The 18,948-nt window shown below is 35.1% G+C and carries 23 protein-coding genes; 2 read left to right on the top strand and 21 right to left on the bottom strand.

Annotation, left to right across the window (positions count from 1 at the left end):
* Nucleotides 1–26: 26 nt before the first annotated feature.
* The 4 genes from BUB25_RS13840 to BUB25_RS13855 form a co-directional block, all read right to left on the bottom strand.
* The gene (locus tag BUB25_RS13840; protein WP_072945352.1) at nucleotides 27–2,474 is read right to left on the bottom strand and encodes a polysaccharide biosynthesis tyrosine autokinase; all 2,448 of its coding nucleotides are present in this window, start codon (nucleotides 2,472–2,474) and stop codon (nucleotides 27–29) included.
* Between the two features lie 15 nt (nucleotides 2,475–2,489).
* Nucleotides 2,490–3,281, bottom strand: coding sequence for a polysaccharide biosynthesis/export family protein (locus BUB25_RS13845; protein WP_072945354.1), 792 nt, complete (start codon nucleotides 3,279–3,281; stop codon nucleotides 2,490–2,492).
* 72 nt (nucleotides 3,282–3,353) lie between these two features.
* On the bottom strand, nucleotides 3,354–3,974 hold the full coding sequence (gene recR / locus BUB25_RS13850) for a recombination mediator RecR (RefSeq protein ID WP_072945356.1): 621 nt from the start codon (nucleotides 3,972–3,974) through the stop codon (nucleotides 3,354–3,356).
* Between the two features lie 45 nt (nucleotides 3,975–4,019).
* Nucleotides 4,020–4,385 carry a CoA-binding protein gene (locus BUB25_RS13855; protein WP_072945357.1) on the bottom strand — a complete coding sequence of 122 codons (366 nt, stop codon included), beginning with the start codon at nucleotides 4,383–4,385 and terminating at the stop codon, nucleotides 4,020–4,022.
* 180 nt (nucleotides 4,386–4,565) lie between these two features.
* Between BUB25_RS13855 and BUB25_RS13860 the strand changes: the two genes are divergently transcribed.
* Nucleotides 4,566–5,195 carry a MarC family NAAT transporter gene (locus tag BUB25_RS13860; protein ID WP_072945359.1) on the top strand — a complete coding sequence of 210 codons (630 nt, stop codon included), beginning with the start codon at nucleotides 4,566–4,568 and terminating at the stop codon, nucleotides 5,193–5,195.
* Nucleotides 5,196–5,239: 44 nt separating this feature from the next.
* On the opposite strand, the gene ctlX is transcribed toward BUB25_RS13860, so the two are convergent.
* The 3 genes from ctlX to eno all read right to left on the bottom strand — a co-directional run bounded on the left by ctlX (nucleotide 5,240) and on the right by eno (nucleotide 9,069).
* Nucleotides 5,240–6,175, bottom strand: coding sequence for a citrulline utilization hydrolase CtlX (gene ctlX / locus BUB25_RS13865; protein WP_072945362.1), 936 nt, complete (start codon nucleotides 6,173–6,175; stop codon nucleotides 5,240–5,242).
* Between the two features lie 163 nt (nucleotides 6,176–6,338).
* Nucleotides 6,339–7,622: a citrate synthase gene (locus BUB25_RS13870; protein WP_072945364.1), complete on the bottom strand. Its 1,284-nt coding sequence runs from the start codon at nucleotides 7,620–7,622 to the stop codon at nucleotides 6,339–6,341.
* Nucleotides 7,623–7,776: 154 nt separating this feature from the next.
* Nucleotides 7,777–9,069, bottom strand: a complete 1,293-nt coding sequence (gene eno / locus BUB25_RS13875) for a phosphopyruvate hydratase (RefSeq protein ID WP_072945366.1) — start codon at nucleotides 9,067–9,069, stop codon at nucleotides 7,777–7,779.
* 334 nt (nucleotides 9,070–9,403) lie between these two features.
* On the opposite strand from eno, the gene BUB25_RS13880 reads away from it, so the two are divergent.
* A complete protein-coding gene (locus BUB25_RS13880; protein ID WP_084089632.1) occupies nucleotides 9,404–10,741 on the top strand; it encodes an erythromycin esterase family protein in 1,338 nt (445 codons plus the stop codon).
* Between the two features lie 103 nt (nucleotides 10,742–10,844).
* Here the strand turns inward: BUB25_RS13880 and carA are convergent, their stop codons facing one another.
* The 14 genes from carA to rplF form a co-directional block, all read right to left on the bottom strand.
* Nucleotides 10,845–11,945: a glutamine-hydrolyzing carbamoyl-phosphate synthase small subunit gene (gene carA, locus BUB25_RS13885; RefSeq protein ID WP_072945368.1), complete on the bottom strand. Its 1,101-nt coding sequence runs from the start codon at nucleotides 11,943–11,945 to the stop codon at nucleotides 10,845–10,847.
* Nucleotides 11,946–12,142: 197 nt separating this feature from the next.
* Nucleotides 12,143–12,631 carry a 50S ribosomal protein L17 gene (gene rplQ, locus BUB25_RS13890; RefSeq protein ID WP_072945370.1) on the bottom strand — a complete coding sequence of 163 codons (489 nt, stop codon included), beginning with the start codon at nucleotides 12,629–12,631 and terminating at the stop codon, nucleotides 12,143–12,145.
* 31 nt (nucleotides 12,632–12,662) lie between these two features.
* Nucleotides 12,663–13,655, bottom strand: a complete 993-nt coding sequence (locus tag BUB25_RS13895) for a DNA-directed RNA polymerase subunit alpha (RefSeq protein ID WP_072945372.1) — start codon at nucleotides 13,653–13,655, stop codon at nucleotides 12,663–12,665.
* 21 nt (nucleotides 13,656–13,676) lie between these two features.
* On the bottom strand, nucleotides 13,677–14,282 hold the full coding sequence (gene rpsD, locus BUB25_RS13900) for a 30S ribosomal protein S4 (protein ID WP_072945374.1): 606 nt from the start codon (nucleotides 14,280–14,282) through the stop codon (nucleotides 13,677–13,679).
* Between the two features lie 89 nt (nucleotides 14,283–14,371).
* On the bottom strand, nucleotides 14,372–14,755 hold the full coding sequence (gene rpsK, locus BUB25_RS13905) for a 30S ribosomal protein S11 (protein WP_024981527.1): 384 nt from the start codon (nucleotides 14,753–14,755) through the stop codon (nucleotides 14,372–14,374).
* An 8-nt stretch (nucleotides 14,756–14,763) separates the two neighbouring features.
* Entirely contained in the window at nucleotides 14,764–15,138 is a 375-nt protein-coding gene (gene rpsM / locus BUB25_RS13910; protein WP_072945376.1) for a 30S ribosomal protein S13, read from the bottom strand.
* Nucleotides 15,139–15,140: 2 nt separating this feature from the next.
* Nucleotides 15,141–15,257, bottom strand: a complete 117-nt coding sequence (gene ykgO / locus BUB25_RS13915; protein ID WP_072945378.1) for a type B 50S ribosomal protein L36 — start codon at nucleotides 15,255–15,257, stop codon at nucleotides 15,141–15,143.
* 12 nt (nucleotides 15,258–15,269) lie between these two features.
* Entirely contained in the window at nucleotides 15,270–15,485 is a 216-nt protein-coding gene (gene infA, locus BUB25_RS13920; RefSeq protein WP_007136545.1) for a translation initiation factor IF-1, read from the bottom strand.
* Between the two features lie 4 nt (nucleotides 15,486–15,489).
* Nucleotides 15,490–16,836 carry a preprotein translocase subunit SecY gene (secY, locus tag BUB25_RS13925; protein WP_072945380.1) on the bottom strand — a complete coding sequence of 449 codons (1,347 nt, stop codon included), beginning with the start codon at nucleotides 16,834–16,836 and terminating at the stop codon, nucleotides 15,490–15,492.
* Between the two features lie 11 nt (nucleotides 16,837–16,847).
* Complete coding sequence (gene rplO, locus BUB25_RS13930; RefSeq protein WP_072945382.1) at nucleotides 16,848–17,300, bottom strand: 50S ribosomal protein L15; 453 nt, start codon at nucleotides 17,298–17,300, stop codon at nucleotides 16,848–16,850.
* Between the two features lie 11 nt (nucleotides 17,301–17,311).
* A complete protein-coding gene (rpmD, locus tag BUB25_RS13935; RefSeq protein ID WP_026707002.1) occupies nucleotides 17,312–17,494 on the bottom strand; it encodes a 50S ribosomal protein L30 in 183 nt (60 codons plus the stop codon).
* Between the two features lie 12 nt (nucleotides 17,495–17,506).
* Complete coding sequence (gene rpsE, locus BUB25_RS13940; RefSeq protein WP_072945384.1) at nucleotides 17,507–18,031, bottom strand: 30S ribosomal protein S5; 525 nt, start codon at nucleotides 18,029–18,031, stop codon at nucleotides 17,507–17,509.
* A 6-nt stretch (nucleotides 18,032–18,037) separates the two neighbouring features.
* The gene (rplR, locus tag BUB25_RS13945) at nucleotides 18,038–18,388 is read right to left on the bottom strand and encodes a 50S ribosomal protein L18 (RefSeq protein ID WP_072945386.1); all 351 of its coding nucleotides are present in this window, start codon (nucleotides 18,386–18,388) and stop codon (nucleotides 18,038–18,040) included.
* A gap of 11 nt (nucleotides 18,389–18,399) precedes the next feature.
* On the bottom strand, nucleotides 18,400–18,942 hold the full coding sequence (gene rplF / locus BUB25_RS13950) for a 50S ribosomal protein L6 (protein ID WP_072945387.1): 543 nt from the start codon (nucleotides 18,940–18,942) through the stop codon (nucleotides 18,400–18,402).
* Nucleotides 18,943–18,948 lie beyond the last annotated feature (6 nt).

Below are 18,948 nucleotides of genomic sequence, written 5' to 3' on the forward strand. Positions count from 1 at the left end.
TCTCTTTATTCGTGCAATGCTTTAATTTATATGTTACGGAATCTTTTGACTATCTTACTCAGGAAAGACTTGGGCTTATCCTCCTCATGATAGACCTCCGAATAACTGCCATAACTATAGCCGTAACCATATGTTGCCCCATACTTTGCTTTATTTTCAAAACCATTCAAAATAATACTGGCATTCGTTAGCTCTCCTCTCTTCACCCTATTATTCAACAAAGTTATCATATCTTTCTTAGAAAAGTTCTGTCTTACGATATATAAAGTGACATCACAATACTGTGCTAATTCTAAGGAATCAGAAACTAAACCAACCGGAGGGGTATCCAAAATAATATAGTCGTATTTCTTCTTTAACTCTTCAATCAATTCCCCCACACCCTCACTCATAATCATCTCAGCCGGATTAGGAGGAATAGGTCCCGAAACAATCACATCGAGAAAAGGGATTTGTGTAGGATTAATGATTTCATCAATACTTTTTTGTTTGATCAGATAATTTACAATCCCCACTTTATTGGTCAAATTAAACTCATCAAACAATCTGGGTTTTCTCAAATCCAAACCAACAATAACGGTCTTTTTTTCGCTTAAAGCAAATACTGTCGCAATATTAATAGAACAAAAAGTCTTCCCTTCACCACTTACAGAGGAGGTAATCATCAATGTTTTAGCCCCCTCAACATGCTGACGTTTGTATAAAAACTGAAGTGAAGATCGAATAGCCCGGAAAGATTCTGATAATGCTGATTTGGGTTTGTCAAAAACAGCCAAATTAGTAATCTCCTTATTGAGTCCCACGACACCTATCAAAGGGATCTGTGTCAGCTTACTGATATCTTCCGTATTTTGAATAGAATCATTAATAAAAAAGATAATAAAAACAAGAACTAGCGGAAACAGTATGCCTAAAAACAAGGCCAATACATAATTAACCGATGTCCTTGGACCAATTAAACCTCCGCCTACATCTTTGGCTGGATCTATAAAACGAATATCGGACAAATTAGCGGCTTTAACTATATCAGCTTCGCTTCTCTTTTGCAAAAATGTACTGTAAATATTGTTGCTTAAATCATATTTCCGCTTAATTTTGATCAATTCCTGCTGATCATCCGGAAGTCTCTTTATCGAACTTTCTGTTTGATTAATTTTTGCGTTTACCGTTGCCAGATCAAATTGCAAAGATGATTTTGCAGAAGCGATATTCTCTAACAATACTTTTTTAACCGCCTCCATTTGGCTATCAAAATCCTTGAAAATCTTATCGCTTTTTACCGCATAAGCCATTTCAGATCTTTGGGTAGAAAGTGCAATCAATTTAGAAATATTGACTACTATATTTGGATCTTCGATACCCGCTACAGAAGGTGCAGGAAGTTTCGAGTAATCGACACTGCTTTTTAAATAGGATTTCAAAGAATTGTAATAGGCCAATTTGCGGCTCACTTCATCTTTCTTAACATCATATTCTAAAACCTGATTCGAGAATTTTTCCCCGCCTTCTTCTATATCATATATATTTTTCCCTTTTCTGAATGATTTCAACTCTTCACCAGTTTCTTTCAACTGAGACTCCATGGCCACAAGGGTGCTGTCAATAAATTCTATTGTATTGGTGGCAAACTGGTTCTTACTGTCCAATTGCCTTTTCATGAGCATCTTTACAGTCGAATTCAAATATTCGACCATTCTGGCCTTATTATTTCCCTGCATTGCAAGTGTAATTATAGAACCTCCTTTATCATCCGATCGCACATTGATTCCTTTATAGCGGGATACCGTGGCATCAAAATTATTAAATCGGACGAAATACTCATTGCCCTTATAAAAACCGGGATTGTCTTTTATGTGCAATTTCCAGCTCAAAAAAGGCAATGAAACCTGCTCTCCCACCCTGTATTTTTTTACAAAATCACCCGGTACAACAGTAGTATTATGCTGCGAATTAGTCGAGTAACTAATTAATGAAACTGTATTATTTTCGAACGGAATTCGAATTTCATATTCATTTTCGTTCAGGAACTTAATCCCTATGAGACTCCCGGCAAGCTGCCCTTTTGATTTATCGATATCGACATAAAAAGGAACAGCTCCATAAGCATCAATAAGATTGTATTTTCCTTGAACCAAATAATCAATATAATATTGCAATTTATCTACAACCAGTTCATTATGGGATCTGGACTGCAAAGTGGTGGAAATAGTCTGGACCTGATCAGAAGTGCCTCCCCAGTTGAACACCAGACTGGTATTGGAGGTAAAAAGAGGATTGCTTTCTTCTTTTACAGAAATTAGCGTTTCCATCCCATAAATCTTTTCGATCCTGACATTTATCTGGTAAGCTATTGTGAAGGTAATCAAAAGACTTATTAAGAACCACCTCCAGTAGCTTCCTATCTTGATTAAAAACCCTTTGAAGTCAAAGCTGACTTGGTTTTCAAAAATTGAAAAATCTTTTATATCTAACATTTTTTAAAATGTATTTTAATTTTTTAATAGTAAAAAAGTAGTGGTAGCCAGTGATAACAACGTTATAATGGTTCCTAAAGATTCAATTCCTGTTTTTCCTGTTCCCCAAGTTTTTTGCTTAAGGGGTTTTACATATATATAATCATTGGGTTGTAAATAAAAATAAGGGGACTGCATGACGTTTATATCTGTAAGATCTAAATCATGCATCTGACTCCCGGTAGGTGATTGCCGAATAATTGTAACTGCTTTTCTATTTCCTGTTAGGGTAATATCTCCAGCATTGGCTATAGCTTCCAAAATATTGACATGCTCTTGAAATAGCGTTTTGGTTCCTGTACTGCCCACTTCACCATTAATGGTATATCGGAATCCGGCTAATTTAACAGTCACAAAAATGTTCGCTTCTTTATTAAAATATTCTGCAAGCAATTGTTTTTCAATTCTAGTTCTTACTTCATCCAAAGTAAAACCTATTACATTGATTTCCCCCAGAATTGGCATTCTAATATTACCATGATCATCCACAGTAAAACCGTCAAAATACAATCCTGATTCTGATTTACTTCCTAATTCTGCTTGGTTTGTTGTACTGAAAATGGCGACTAACTTAGGATCAATGGCCTTTATGTTGATACTCAACACATCATTGGTTTGCAATCGGTATGGTTTTGTAACTACAGCTGAGATCGAAGTTTCTGTTTGAACACTATTCTTTTTTTGTAAATAAATCAAATCCTGAGTTGGGATACAGGACGTAAACAACACACTAATACTTAAAAGCAAATAGAATATAGGTTTGTTCATCTTTACAGTTTAGATAACAAATATAGCTTTTCCTTTACTATATTAAAAGTTTAGCCTTTCTTTTTAAGCCAATTAATTGCTTTTAAAAGACTTCTCAAATGGTACCCGTTGCAATATGCTTCTTCCCAATGTAACTTCATCGGCATATTCCAACTCATCACCTACCGCTATTCCTCGGGCAATTGTAGAAATAATAATTGCCGCATCTGCAATTTGCTTATAAATATAAAAATTAGTCGTATCGCCCTCCATTGTTGAGCTTAGGGCAAAAATAACTTCGCTGATTTTGCCCTCTTTTACTTTTTCTACAAGTGTAGCTATTTTGAGCTGACTTGGACCAACTCCATCTATAGGCGAAATTTTTCCGCCCAAAACATGATAAACACCTCTAAACTGACCGGTATTTTCAATAGCCATTACATCCCGGATGTCTTCTACGACGCACACTACTTGGTGATTTCTGTTCTTATTAGAACAAATTTCACAAACGGCATTATCCGAAATATTATGACAATTTTCGCAATACTTAATATCCTCCCGCATAGTCGTTAACGCCTGTGCTAAAAAACCGGTCTGCTCTTTGGGCTGTTTTAATAAATGCAAGACTAATCGCAAAGCAGTTCGTTTACCAATTCCTGGCAACTGTGCGATTTCATTTACCGCTTTTTCTATTAATTTTGAAGAAAATTCCATCAAGAAAATAAATAATTTAAAAATCCCGCTCTCCGAATTTTGTGGCTAATATTGATTTATAGTTAACAAAACCAATGTACAAGCCACTTCAACCTTAATATTATTTAGTTCTAAAAGCTGATACAACTCTGGATTTTCTGTCCCTGGATTAAAAACCACACGTTTTGGTTTGGCTTCCACGATATAATTATAATAATCGCGTTGACGAGCCGGGTTTAAATATAAAGTAATTGTATCTACATTTTTTAACGGAATGGCTTTAGTTTGAATTTTAATTCCTTCTACTTCTCCTGCATTTTGACCTATCGCAAGTACCGAATGCCCTTTTTCGACAAGCATTTTAATGGCTTTATAGGCATATCTGTCCGGTTTTGATGAGGCTCCAAGAACTAAAGTTTTTTTATTTTTCATTGAATTGCTGTTTTTTTTTGTAAAAGTACTAAAATACTATAGTCCGTTTTCAATTAAAATTAATATCTTTCGTTTTTTGTATTACTTATAATTTGAGGTTAAATTCATCTTATTGTAACTTTTTCTTAATTATAGAAATACTTTATTCTTCCGTAAAACCAACTAATTTCGCGAAAAAAAATGGATCTTTTTATTTATTTATTTGCTGCTCTTTTTTCAGTTTTAAACCCAATTGGAACAATTCCAATATTTGTTGGACTCACACAACATGACGACAAAAAAGAACGCTCCCGAATTTCCTTATGGACTGCCATCAACGTTTTTATCATTTTGGTTGTTTCTTTTTTCTTAGGCGAATATGTGCTGTCTTTTTTCGGAATCAGCATTGAAGCTTTGCGCATTGCTGGAGGAATTGTTATTGCCACATCCGGATTCTCACTGCTTACAGGCAAATTCAATAAAAAAAGAGGGGTAAATAAAAAAGTAGAAAATGACGCACAAACCCGAAATGACATTGCCTTAACTCCACTAGCCATTCCGATGCTTGCCGGGCCGGGATCCATTTCGTTATTGATTGCTTTTTACCACGAACACCAAAACACACCTGAAATCATCATTTCTGTTTTGGCCATATTTGCAGTAGCAGTCTCTATTTTCATCACCTTGAGAAGTGCGCATTATTTAGCTAAAATTCTCGGTGCATCGGGAATTGTAGCCATCTCAAGAATTGTAGGATTCATTGTAATCGCAATTGGGGTACAGTATATTATCAGTTCCTTAATCACCATTGTAAAAGATAATCTGTCTTAAAAAAACAGTCAAAAAAAAGACCCTCATTTCTGAAGGTCTTTTTGTTATGCTTTTGGCAAGAAAATTTCTGCCATCATACATCTGGCACTTCCACCACCACAGGCTTCAATAGTATCTAAACTGGAACTGAGAATCTCAGCGTGTTTCTCCAGCTGTTCTATTTGCTTCGGTGTTAAACTCTGGTAGGCAGCAGTACTCATAACTAAATACCTTTTGTCATTTGCGCCACTAACTTCGAGCATGTTTCCTGCAAAACTGTCGACCTGAGCTTCGGTGATTAAAATAATTTCTTTATTGTCTTTTTTCAGATTATCCAAAACCATTTTGCGCTCTTTTTTATCATCAATACAATCAGCACAAATAACAGCAAAAGTTTCCCCCAGACACATCATCACATTAGTATGATAAATTAGTTTTCGCTCTCCATTTACAGTTTGAAAAGCTTCAAAAAGTACTGGTGCATAATCAAAATCTTCACAAAACTCAATAAACAGCTCTTCATCGGCTCTGGGAGACAATGCGCAATACGCTTTTTCATTGGTTCTGTCAAGGAGCAAACTTCCGGTTCCTTCCAGATAAAAACCATCCTCTTCAGCAGAGGTATAATCTATAATATTATCTATTTGAAATCCTTTATCTTCAAGAAGGTCAAAAATTTCTTCGCGACGTTCTTCACGGCGATTTTCGGCAAACATTGGATACAAGGCCACATCGCCATTTTCGTGAAATGATACCCAATTATTAGGAAAAATACTATCCGGAGTATCTGTGCCTAAAGCATCCTCTACAACAACTACATCAACCCCTACATTTCTTAACTTCTCTACCAAAGCATCAAATTCCTGCTGTGCTTTAGCATTTACAGTTGCCGGCAAAAGCCCTTCTACTACTTTTTGGTAATAATTATTTACAGCCGTTTGCTCATTCATTCGAAACGCTGTCGGGCGAATCATCAATATGGAATTTGTTGTTTGTTTCATAATTTACAATCCTACAAAGGAAAATTTATTAAAAATTAGCATTATTACCACCCATTTCAAAGTTGTATACTTTTAGAATTTAAGCACTAATTACAACTTATGATTAATTAAAACAGGACAAAGATAAAAAAAGCCTCACCAGAAGTGAAGCTTTTCAAATAGATTATCTTTTGTCTGTTGGTTTAAAATCCCTTAAAGGAGCACCTGTATACACTTGTCTAGGTCTTCCGATAGGTTCTTTATTTTCACGCATTTCTTTCCATTGTGCAATCCAACCCGGTAAACGTCCTATGGCAAACATTACGGTAAACATATCTGTAGGAATCCCCAAAGCTCTGTAAATAATTCCAGAATAGAAATCTACATTTGGATATAAATTTCTTGATTTAAAGTATTCATCTTCTAAAGCTGCTGCTTCCAGTTTCTTTGCAATGTCAAGAATCGGATCATTAACTCCCAAAGTTTCCAAAACTTCATTTGCCGCTTTCTTAATGATTTTAGCTCTTGGGTCAAAGTTTTTGTAAACTCTGTGACCGAATCCCATCAATCGAAAAGGATCATTTTTATCTTTGGCCTTAGCCATATATTTGTCTGTATCCCCACCATTCTTATGAATTTCTTCCAGCATTTCAAGAACAGCCTGATTTGCTCCACCGTGTAACGGCCCCCAAAGTGCAGAGACACCGGCAGAAATAGACGCGAATAATCCGGCGTGAGAAGAACCAACCATTCTAACGGTCGATGTAGAACAGTTTTGCTCATGATCACCGTGAAGAATAAATAATTTATCCAATGCATCAATTACTATCGGATTTGCTTTATAAGGCTCTGTTGGCAATTCAAACATCAATCTCATGAAATTCTCTACATATCCTTTGGTATTATCATAATAATTTAAAGGATAGCCCATGCTTTTTCTATAAGTCCAAGTGGCGATAACCAGGAATTTACCCATAGTTTTACATACAGCCTCATACATTTCCTTTTCGTTTTCAACATTTACTGATTTAGGGTTAAATGCCGTTAAAGCGCTAGTCAAAGCGGCCAACACTCCCATTGGGTGTGCTGTTCTAGGAAAACCATCAATGATGTTTTTCATTTCCTCATTAACTAAAGTATACTTTCTGATATCTGTTTCAAATTGCTCTAGCTGAACCTTCGTTGGCAATTCTCCAAAAATCAAAAGATAAGAAACTTCTAAGAAATCTGCTTTCTCAGCTAAATCTTCTATTGCATACCCTCTGTAACGCAAAATACCAAGTTCACCATCTAAGAACGTAATTTCACTAGTACAAGAACCTGAATTTTTGTACCCCGGATCAAGAGTAATCACTCCAGTTAAATCCCTCAATTTGTTTATATCGATAGCTTCTTCATTTTCGCTCCCTTTGATTATTGGAAACTCATATTTTTTACCATCAATTTCTAATATAGCTGTTTTTGACATAATATTTTTGATAAATCTTCATTTTTTAATAACGTACCAAATCTAAGGATTATAACATTAATTAAAAAGAGAAAACTTTATTGATATTGTTAAATTTAACAAAAAAAGCCATTCGCGTAAAACGAATGGCTTTTGAAAAAAATATTTAAAAAAATTATTTTATTTTGAAAGCATTTTTTCCAGGAAAATAAGCTGTATCTCCCAACTCTTCTTCTATTCTTAATAATTGATTGTATTTTGCCATACGATCTGAACGAGAAGCCGAACCTGTTTTGATTTGACCACAATTCAAAGCAACTGCCAAATCAGCAATGGTATTATCTTCTGTCTCTCCTGAACGGTGCGACATTACTGAAGTATAACCCGCGTTTTTAGCCATGTTCACTGCTGCAATTGTTTCGGTCAAAGTTCCAATTTGGTTTACTTTGATAAGAATTGAATTAGCAATTCCTTTTTCGATACCAGTCGACAAACGCTCTACATTAGTCACAAATAAATCGTCTCCAACCAATTGAACTTTATCACCGATTTTCTCCGTAAGCAATTTCCATCCATCCCAGTCATTTTCATCCATACCGTCTTCGATAGAAATAATTGGATATTTAGCAACTAGTTCAGCTAAATACTCCACTTGCTCCGCTGAAGATCTTACTTTTCCTGTTTCACCTTCAAATTTAGTGTAATCGTATTTTCCGTTTACATAAAATTCTGCAGCAGCACAGTCTAAAGCAATCATAATCTCATCACCAAATGTGTATCCAGCGTTTTCAACCGCTTTTTTAATTGTATCCAATGCATCTTCGGTTCCACCAGCTAAATTTGGAGCAAAACCACCTTCGTCACCAACGGCTGTTGAAAGTCCTCTATCGTGTAATACTTTTTTAAGACTGTGGAAAATTTCTGTACCCATTTGCATCGAATGAGAAAAAGAAGTGGCTTTTACCGGGAAAATCATAAATTCCTGAAAAGCGATTGGCGCATCAGAATGCGAACCTCCATTGATAATATTCATCATTGGAACCGGCAATGTATTTGCCGAAACTCCACCAATATATCTATATAAAGGCAATCCTAATTCATTAGCGGCTGCCTTGGCAACAGCAAGTGAAACTCCTAGAATGGCGTTAGCACCTAATTTAGATTTGTTTGGAGTACCATCTAAATCAATCATCATTTGATCAATTAAATTTTGTTCGAAAACAGATGTCCCCAAAAGTTCTTCGGCAATAATGGTATTAACATTATTCACCGCATTCAAAACTCCTTTTCCTAAAAAGGCTTTTCCACCGTCACGTAATTCAACCGCTTCATGTTCTCCGGTTGAGGCTCCAGAAGGTACTGCCGCTCTTCCTAAAACACCGTTATCCGTAACTACGTCTACTTCTATTGTAGGATTTCCTCTTGAATCGAAAATTTGTCTTGCGTGAATTTTGATAATAATACTCATACTACTTGATTTTAAATTTTGAAATACAAATATATTCTATCTTTTGAAATGATTTTATGAAAATAATGAATGTTATTAACGAAAACGATATAATTATTTTTAAAATACATCATTCACACTATTTTATAAAAACTTTCTGCAAATTTTATTCTTTACATTTCAAAATCGCCTAAAAAAAATTGATTTACTCCTAAATAAACAAACAGGCGAAAAAGTCATTTTTAACAATTTATTCCCACAACAAATAATTGATTTACAGTTATTTAATGTAAATTTAGATGTTTAAAAAACAAATAAAGCAAGCTGTTTTCAAAAAACTTAAAAGAGAACTAAGATGAGAACAATTCAAAACTCCAACGACCCAATCCGTTCCAATGAAATCATAGCATTACTAAACAGTACAGCTACACCATTAGAAAGCTCAAACGACCTGGATCCATTACTTGAATATATAGGGGAAGCTAAATATGTTTTGCTTGGCGAAGCCTCCCACGGAACCCATGAATATTATACCTGGAGAGCAAAAATAACACAGCGCCTAATTAAAGAGAAAGGATTTTCATTTGTTGGCGTAGAAGGAGATTGGCCGGATTGTTATCGATTAAATCGCTATGCAAAAGGGTATTTAGATCCGGGAAAAGACATTTTTAGCGTTATGGACGAATTCAAAAGATGGCCAACATGGATGTGGGCCAATTGGGAAACGGCTGCATTCATCGATTGGCTGAAGACCCACAATGAAAATATCGCTGCCGATAAGAGAATCGGCTTTTACGGCTTAGATCTATACAGCTTCAGAGAATCAATGAATTCCATTATCCAATACTTAGAAAAAAACGATCCAAAAGCCTTGAAAATTGCAAAAGAAGCTTTGAGTTGCTATGAACCCTATTCCAAAGACGAAGGACAATCCTATGCTAGAGCTTCTGCTTTTGTACCTGAGCTATGCGAAAATGAGATTATCAATATGCTTACGGCAATCAGAAAAAATGCCGTGAATTACAATTCGGATCATGAAAATGCAATGAGCACGGAACAAAATGCCTTTGTGGCACGAAATGCCGAAAAATACTTTAGAGCCATGATAAGAAGAGGATCAGCCTCATGGAACATTCGCGATGAACACATGGTTTCTACAGTAGAACGACTCTTGAAATTCCACGGAACTGACGCAAAAGTGATCGTCTGGGAACACAATACCCATATTGGCGACGCACGCGCCACTGACATGGCAGCCGAAGGAATGGTAAATGTGGGACAACTATTAAGAGAGCAATATTCAACCGACGGAGTGGTGGCCGTAGGATTTGGTTCTTACAAAGGAAGTGTCATAGCCGGCAGAGAATGGGGAGATTCTATGCGAAAAATAAACGTTCCCGAAGCCGAACAAGAAAGCTGGGAAGATCTTTTCCATCTTGCCAGCAACGGACAAAACAAACTTTTATTGATGAACACGCTAAGAGAAGAAAAGTGTCTTTCAGACTTTATCGGACACAGAGCCATAGGTGTGGTCTATAATCCGGAACACGAAAGATTCGGGAATTATGTCCCTAGTATTTTACCCAAAAGATATGATGCTTTCGTATATTTAGATGAAACAACTGCATTGCATCCAATACATATTCAACCGCAAGGCAACCAAATTCCAGAAACTTATCCTTTTGGAATGTAAAACCTATTAAATCATAAAAAAGGGTCTGACTTTATAAAAAGTCAGACCCTTAATATTTTTTAAATAGTTCTTTTAATACAAAATTACCGTAAAAACAGAAACCTTATCCTTTTATATTTTCAATAAATTGATCGAATAAATACGAAGAATCATGAGGCCCAGGACTTGCTTCCGGATGGTACTGAACAGAAAAACAATTTTTATTCTTCATACGCATTCCAGCAACCGTTCCATCATTAAGATGTAGATGTGTAATCTCTAAATCCGGGTGATTATCTAATTCCTCTTTGTTCACCGCAAAACCGTGATTCTGAGATGTAATTTCTCCTTTACCAGAAATTATATTTTTCACCGGATGGTTAATTCCTCTATGTCCGTTGAACATTTTATAAGTAGAAACGCCATTAGCCAAACCAATTACCTGATGTCCCAAACAGATACCAAATAAGGGTTTATTATTTGCCAGAATTTCTTTAGCTACTTCAATTGCACTTGAAAGCGGTTCTGGATCACCAGGTCCATTAGACAAGAAAAAGCCATCTGGATTAAAAGAAGCCATCTCTTCATAAGTTGAATCAAAAGGAAAAACTTTAATATAACAATCTCTTTTGGCCAGATTACGAAGTATATTCGTTTTAATACCTAAATCTAAAGCTGATATTTTATAAGTTGCATCCTCATTCCCGAAGAAGTAAGGTTCTTTAGTTGAAACTTTTGAAGCTAACTCCAATCCTTTCATATCCGGAACTTTTGCTAATGCCACTTTTAATTCTTCTACTGAAGTTCCATCCGTACAAATAACTGCATTCATAGCTCCGTTATCACGAATATAACTTACTAAGGCTCTTGTATCCACATCTGAGATGCAAATTAGATTATGCTTTATAAAATAATCTTCTAAACTTCCAGAAGCATCTTCTCTTGAATAATTGAAACTAAAGTTTTTACAAACCAAGCCTGAGATTTTGATCCCATCAGATTCCACTTCTTTGTCATTCACTCCATAATTACCGATGTGAGTATTTGTTGCCACCATGATTTGACCAAAATAAGAAGGATCCGTAAAGATCTCCTGATATCCGGTCATACCTGTATTGAAACAAACTTCACCAAAAGTTGTCCCGCTAATTCCTATCGATTTTCCGTGAAAAATTGTTCCATCACTTAGTAAAAGTATGGCGCTTTGTCGTGTTGTATATTTCATGTATAGTTAAATATTGTGCAAATTTAATTCATTAATATAATGGATGCAAACTTTTAAATTTTATTCTAAAATAAAAGTATTAATCTACAGGAAGTACATTCCATTCCTCATTTATATTTTGCTTCAAAAAAATCAAAAAAAAAGGATAAACTAAAAATAGTTTATCCTTGATTCTTATTGAATGATTATTTTCATAACTATTCAGCAGCGTCTGTAGTAGTTTCAGTTTCAGCAACTGGAGCTTCAGTAGCTTCATCCGCTTTCTTAGCTTTTCCACCACGACGGCTTTTTGCTTTTTTAACTTCTTTTTTCCCGCCATTGTAAAGTTCATTGAAATCTACCAATTCGATCATTGCCATATCAGCATTATCTCCTAAACGATTTCCAACTTTAATGATACGAGTGTATCCACCTGGACGATCTCCTACTTTAGCAGCTACGTCTCTGAACAAGTCAGTTACAGCATATTTGCTACGTAAGTAAGCAAAAACGATACGACGATTGTGAGTCGTATCATTTTTAGATTTTGTTATAAGCGGCTCAACAAATTGTTTAAGCGCTTTTGCTTTAGCGACAGTAGTGTTAATACGTTTGTGCTCAATAAGAGAACAAGCCATATTAGCCAACATAGATTTTCTATGTGCAGTCTGTCTGCTTAAGTGATTGAATTTTTTTCCGTGTCTCATTGCTATGTAAATTTAAACCTTGCGGCTTAGATTATTCTTTATCTAGTTTGTATTTTGCCAAATCCATTCCAAAGTTCAAATTCTTAATAGCTACAAGTTCATCTAGCTCAGTTAAAGATTTTTTACCGAAATTACGGAATTTCATTAGGTCATTTTTATTGAACGATACTAAATCACCAAGTGTATCAACTTCAGCCGCTTTCAAACAATTTAATGCTCTTACAGACAAATCCATATCAACAAGCTTAGTTTTAAGCAATTGTCTCATGTGTAATGATTCCTCATCATATGATTCTGTTTGTGCAATTTCATCAGCCTCGAGTGTAATCCTTTCGTCAGAGAATAACATGAAATGGTGAATTAAAACTTTAGCAGCTTCAGTAAGAGCATCTTTAGGATTAATTGAACCATCAGTTTTTATTTCAAAAACTAATTTTTCATAATCTGTTTTTTGCTCTACACGAAAGTTTTCAATGGCGTATTTTACGTTTTTTACCGGAGTAAAAATAGAATCCGTAAAAATAGTTCCAATTGCAGCATTTTGTTTTTTGTTCTCCTCAGCAGGAACATATCCTCTACCTTTTTCGATTGTTAAATCGATATTCAGTTTGATTTTACTGTCTAAATTACAGATCACAAGTTCTGGGTTCAAAACTTGAAAACCTGAAAGGAATTTTTGAAAATCACCAGCTGTTAATTGATCTTTACCAGAAACTGAAACAGTAACTGCTTCGTTATCTATATCTTCAATTTGACGTTTGAAACGTACTTGTTTAAGATTAAGAATGATTTCGGTAACATCTTCAACAACTCCTGAAATAGTAGAAAACTCATGATCTACACCTTCTATGCGAACAGATGTAATTGCATAACCTTCTAATGCTGAAAGCAAAACTCTTCTAAGTGCATTACCAACGGTCAATCCGTAACCAGGTTCTAAAGGTCTGAATTCAAACTTACCTTCAAAATCGGTTGAATCGATCATGATAACTTTATCGGGCTTTTGAAAATTAAATATTGCCATAAATTTCGACTAAGTCAATTATTATTTGTTGTACAACTCTACGATTAATTGTTCTTTAATGTTTTCTGGGATTTGAAGTCTAGCTGGTACAGTTACAAAAGTACCTTCTTTGACATCATTATTCCAAGTAATCCATTCATAAACATGACTTGAATTAGATAAAGAACGTTCGATAGCTTCTAATGACTTAGATTTTTCACGAACTGCAACTTTATCACCAGGTTTAAGGTGGTAAGAAGCAATATTTACAACATCACCATTCACGGTAATATGTCTGTGAGAAACAAGTTGTCTCGCGCCTCTTCTAGAAGGAGCAATACCCATTCTAAATACAACGTTATCTAATCTTGCTTCACATAACTGTAAAAGAACCTCACCGGTAACTCCTTTAGTAGCTGATGCTTTTTTAAATAAACCTCTGAATTGTTTTTCTAAAATTCCATAAGAATATTTAGCTTTTTGCTTTTCCATTAACTGGATTGCATATTCAGATTTTTTACCTCTTTTTTTAGCCATCCCGTGTTGTCCAGGTGGATAATTTCTTTTTTCGAAAGCTTTGTCATCTCCGAAAATTGCCTCGCCAAATTTACGAGCAATTCTAGTTTTTGGACCAGTATATCTTGCCATTTCTATGAATTAATTAAGGTAGAGATTATGAATTCAGGTCAAATCCTTCGATAATCGTTATTCTACCTAGTTATACTTAAATTAAATTATTAAACTCTACGTCTTTTTGGAGGACGACATCCGTTGTGAGGCATTGGAGTAACGTCGATAATTTCAGTCACTTCAATTCCACCATTATGTAAAGAACGGATGGCAGACTCACGTCCGTTTCCTGGTCCTTTTACATAAACCTTAACTTTTTTCAATCCAGCTTCAAGAGCTACTTTACTACAATCTTCTGCTGCCATTTGAGCTGCGTATGGAGTATTCTTTTTAGAACCTCTAAAACCCATCTTACCAGCTGAAGACCAAGAAATAACTTCACCTTTTTTGTTTGTCAAAGAAATGATGATGTTATTGAAGGTAGCAGAAATATGAGCTTCTCCCGTTGATTCAACGATAACTTTACGTTTTTTTGCAGTTGCTTTAGCCATATTACTTATTATTTAGTTGCTTTTTTCTTGTTAGCAACAGTTTTTCTTTTACCTTTTCTAGTTCTAGAGTTGTTCTTAGTTCTTTGTCCTCTTAAAGGAAGACCAGTTCTATGACGGATACCTCTATAACATCCAATATCCATTAAACGTTTGATGTTCAAAGAAACTTCAGAACGCAATTCTCCTTCAATTTTAAAAACTCCAACAGCTTCACGAATTGCTCCGATCTCGTCATCATTCCAGTCTTGAACTTTCTTGTCTTGGCTAACTTGAGCTTTTTCTAAAATCTCAATAGCTCTACTTTTTCCTAATCCGAAGATATAGGTAAGTGCTATAACACCTCTCTTATTTTTCGGGATATCAACCCCTGCTATTCTTGCCATAATTATCCTTGTCTTTGTTTAAATCTAGGATTCTTTTTGTTTATAACGTACAATCTCCCTTTTCTACGCACAATAATGCACTCGGGACTTCTCTTTTTTACTGATGCTCTAACTTTCATTGTGAATATCCTTTAATATCTATAAGTAATTCTTGCTTTTGACAAATCATAAGGACTCATTTCTAGTTTCACCTTATCACCAGGTAATAATTTGATGTAATGCATACGCATTTTACCAGAAATATGAGCAATTACAATATGTCCGTTTTCTAACTCCACACGGAACATAGCATTTGATAATGCTTCAATTATGGATCCGTCTTGTTCTATTGCTGATTGTTTTGCCATAAAATTAAGCTACTGCTTTTCTATTTTTACCACTTTTCATTAAACCATCATAATGTTTGTTTAACAAATATGAATTAATTTGCTGAATTGTATCTATAGCGACACCAACCATAATTATTAATGAGGTACCTCCAAAAAACATTGCCCAAGATTGTTGAACATCCATAAGACTCACGATAATTGCTGGGAACACAGCTATTAAAGCTAGAAATAAAGATCCTGGGAAAGTAATTAAAGACATCACTTTGTCTAGAAAATCAGAAGTTTCTACACCAGGCCTAACACCCGGAATAAATCCACCACTTCTTTTCAAATCATCTGACATCTTGTTAGTAGGAACCGTAATCGCAGTATAAAAGTATGTAAATACAACTATTAAAGTCGCAAAAACAAAATTATACCAAAATCCGAACATATTACTAAAAGCACCAACAATAGATTGTGAAGCATCTGACTTTGATAACCCAGCTAATGCAGCAGGAATAAACATAATTGCCTGAGCAAATATAATAGGCATAACCCCTGAAGCATTCAGCTTCAATGGAATCCATTGTCTATTTCCTCCCATCATATCTTGTTCAAAATCGCCTGATGTTGTACGACGAGCGTACTGAACTGGTATTTTTCGTATCGCCATGGTCAATAAGACACAGGCAATAATAACCAAAAGCCATATAATAATTTCGATAACCAATAACATTGGTCCACCGTTGTTATTTGTAACTCTTGTTGTAAATTCTTGTATAAATGCTTGAGGAAATCTTGCAAGTATACCTACCATAATCAAAAGCGATATACCATTTCCAATTCCTTTATCAGTTATTTTTTCTCCCAACCACATGGCAAAAATTGTACCTGTAACTAAGATAATTACTGAAGAAAATAAGAATTCAAAAGAATTAAACCCTAACAAAAATGCACTACTAGGTAAAGTTCTATATAGATTATAGATATAAGTTGGTCCTTGAACCAAAGTAATTACAATGGTTAACCAACGAGTAATCTGATTAATCTTTTTTCTACCGCTTTCACCATCATTTTGAAGTTTTTGCAAATAAGGAATAGCAATTCCCATCAGCTGAACAACAATAGATGCCGAAATGTAAGGCATAATCCCTAAGGCAAAAACTGACGCTTGAGAAAATGCACCACCAGTAAACATATCTAAGATGGATCCAATACCACTTTTGGTTTGGCCAGCTAAATTAGCTAATTGTGTTGCATCGATACCCGGAAGCGTAACATGTGCTCCAAATCGATAAACTAAAAGCAGACCTAATGTAATTAGGATTCTGTTTTTTAGTTCCTCGATTTTCCAAACATTACTTATTGATTCAATAAATTTCTTCATAAATTGAAAAATTATATTGTTACAGCCTCTCCACCAGCAGCCTCAATGGCAGCCTTTGCAGTAGCAGTAAATTTGTGAGCAGTTACTTTTAATTTCGCAGTCAATTCTCCTCTTCCTAAAATCTTAACGATCTCATTTTTTGTAGCTAAACGGTTAGAAACAAAAACTGTCATATCAACAGTATCTGTAATCACACCATTATCTACTAATAATTGAAGTGTATCAAGATTTACACCTTCGTATTCTTTACGATTGATGTTTGTAAAACCAAACTTAGGCACACGTCTTTGAAGTGGCATTTGCCCTCCTTCAAAACCAATCTTTTTAGAATAACCAGAACGAGATTTTGCTCCTTTGTGTCCACGTGCAGCGGTACCACCTTTTCCAGAACCTTCTCCTCTACCTAATCTTTTATTTTGATTGTGCGTTGACCCTTCAGCTGGTTGTAAGTTACTTAAATTCATAACAATATGTGTTATTTAGCTTCTTCAACAGAAACTAAGTGTTTAACTTTGTTTATCATCCCAAGGATTGCAGGGTTTGAGTCATGTTCTACAACTTGACCCATTTTACGTAGACCTAAAGCCTCTAATCCTCTTTTTTGATCAAGTGGACAGTTGATTTTACTTCTAACTTGTTTTACTAATAATTTAGCCATAATTTCCTTGAATTAACCTTTAAAAACTTTTTCTAAAGATACTCCTCTTTGTTTTGCAACGGTGTGAGCACTTCTCATTTGTAATAAAGCATCAAAAGTTGCTTTCACTACGTTGTGAGGATTTGATGATCCTTGAGATTTAGACAATACATCGTGAATACCTACTGATTCAAGAACTGAACGAACAGCTCCACCAGCAATAACTCCTGTACCATGAGAGGCAGGAATTAAGAATACACGTGCACCACCAAATTTACCTTTTTGTTCGTGAGGAACTGATTGACCATTCAAAGGAATTTTTACTAAATTTTTCTTAGCGTCTTCTACTGCTTTCGCAATTGCTTCAGAAACATCTTTAGATTTTCCTAATCCATGTCCTACAACTCCATTTTCATCACCTACAACTACAATAGCAGAAAAACCGAAAGCTCTACCCCCTTTTGTAACCTTAGTAACACGATTAACACTCACCAAACGATCTTTTAATTCAAGACCACTTGGTTTTACTAACTCTACATTCTTGTATTTATTAGACATAATATATTAGAATTTAAGTCCAGCCGCTCTTGCGCCTTCCGCTAATGATTTAATACGACCGTGATACAAATAACCTCCTCTATCGAAAGTTACTACATCTATCCCAGCTTTTAACGCTTTCTCTGCAACAAGTTTTCCAACAGCTGCAGCGATTTCCACGTTCGTACCTTTACCTATCTCTTTTTCTCTTGAAGAAGCAGCTAATAAAGTAACTCCGTTTACATCATCAATAAGTTGAGCGTAAATTTCTTTGTTACTTCTAAATACAGACAGCCTTGGATTAGCAGCAGTACCACTAATTGTTTTTCTGATTCTGAATCTAATTCTCTGTCTTCTTTCAGGTTTTGTTAATGACATAATCTTATTTTTTAAGCTGATTTACCTGCTTTTCTTCTTAATACTTCACCTACAAATTTAACACCTTTTCCTTTGTAAGGTTCTGGTTTACGGAAACCTCTAATTTTTGCCGCAACCTGACCTAAAAGTTGTTTATCAAACGATGTTAACTTAACAATTGGGTTTTTACCTTTTTCAGATATTGTCTCTAAAGTTACTTCTGGAGCAATTTCTAAAACAATATTATGAGAAAATCCAAGAGCTAAATCTAGTTTTTGTCCTTGATTAGAAGCTCTGTAACCTACTCCTACCAATTCTAAAGATTTTGTAAAGCCATCAGTCACACCAACAATCATATTATTGATTAAAGATCTGTACAAACCGTGTTTTGCTCTTTGGTCTTTGTGATCAGACGATCTGTCTACTTGAACTTGACCGTCTTCAACTGTTACAGTAACGTCCGAAAACTCCTGTGTTAGTTGACCATTTTTTCCTTTTACTGTAATAATACCGTCTTTAACTTCTACAGTTACACCAGCAGGGATTACAATTGGATTTTTACCTATTCTTGACATCTTATA

The organism is Flavobacterium granuli, from assembly GCF_900129705.1.
GTDB lineage: Bacteria > Bacteroidota > Bacteroidia > Flavobacteriales > Flavobacteriaceae > Flavobacterium > Flavobacterium granuli.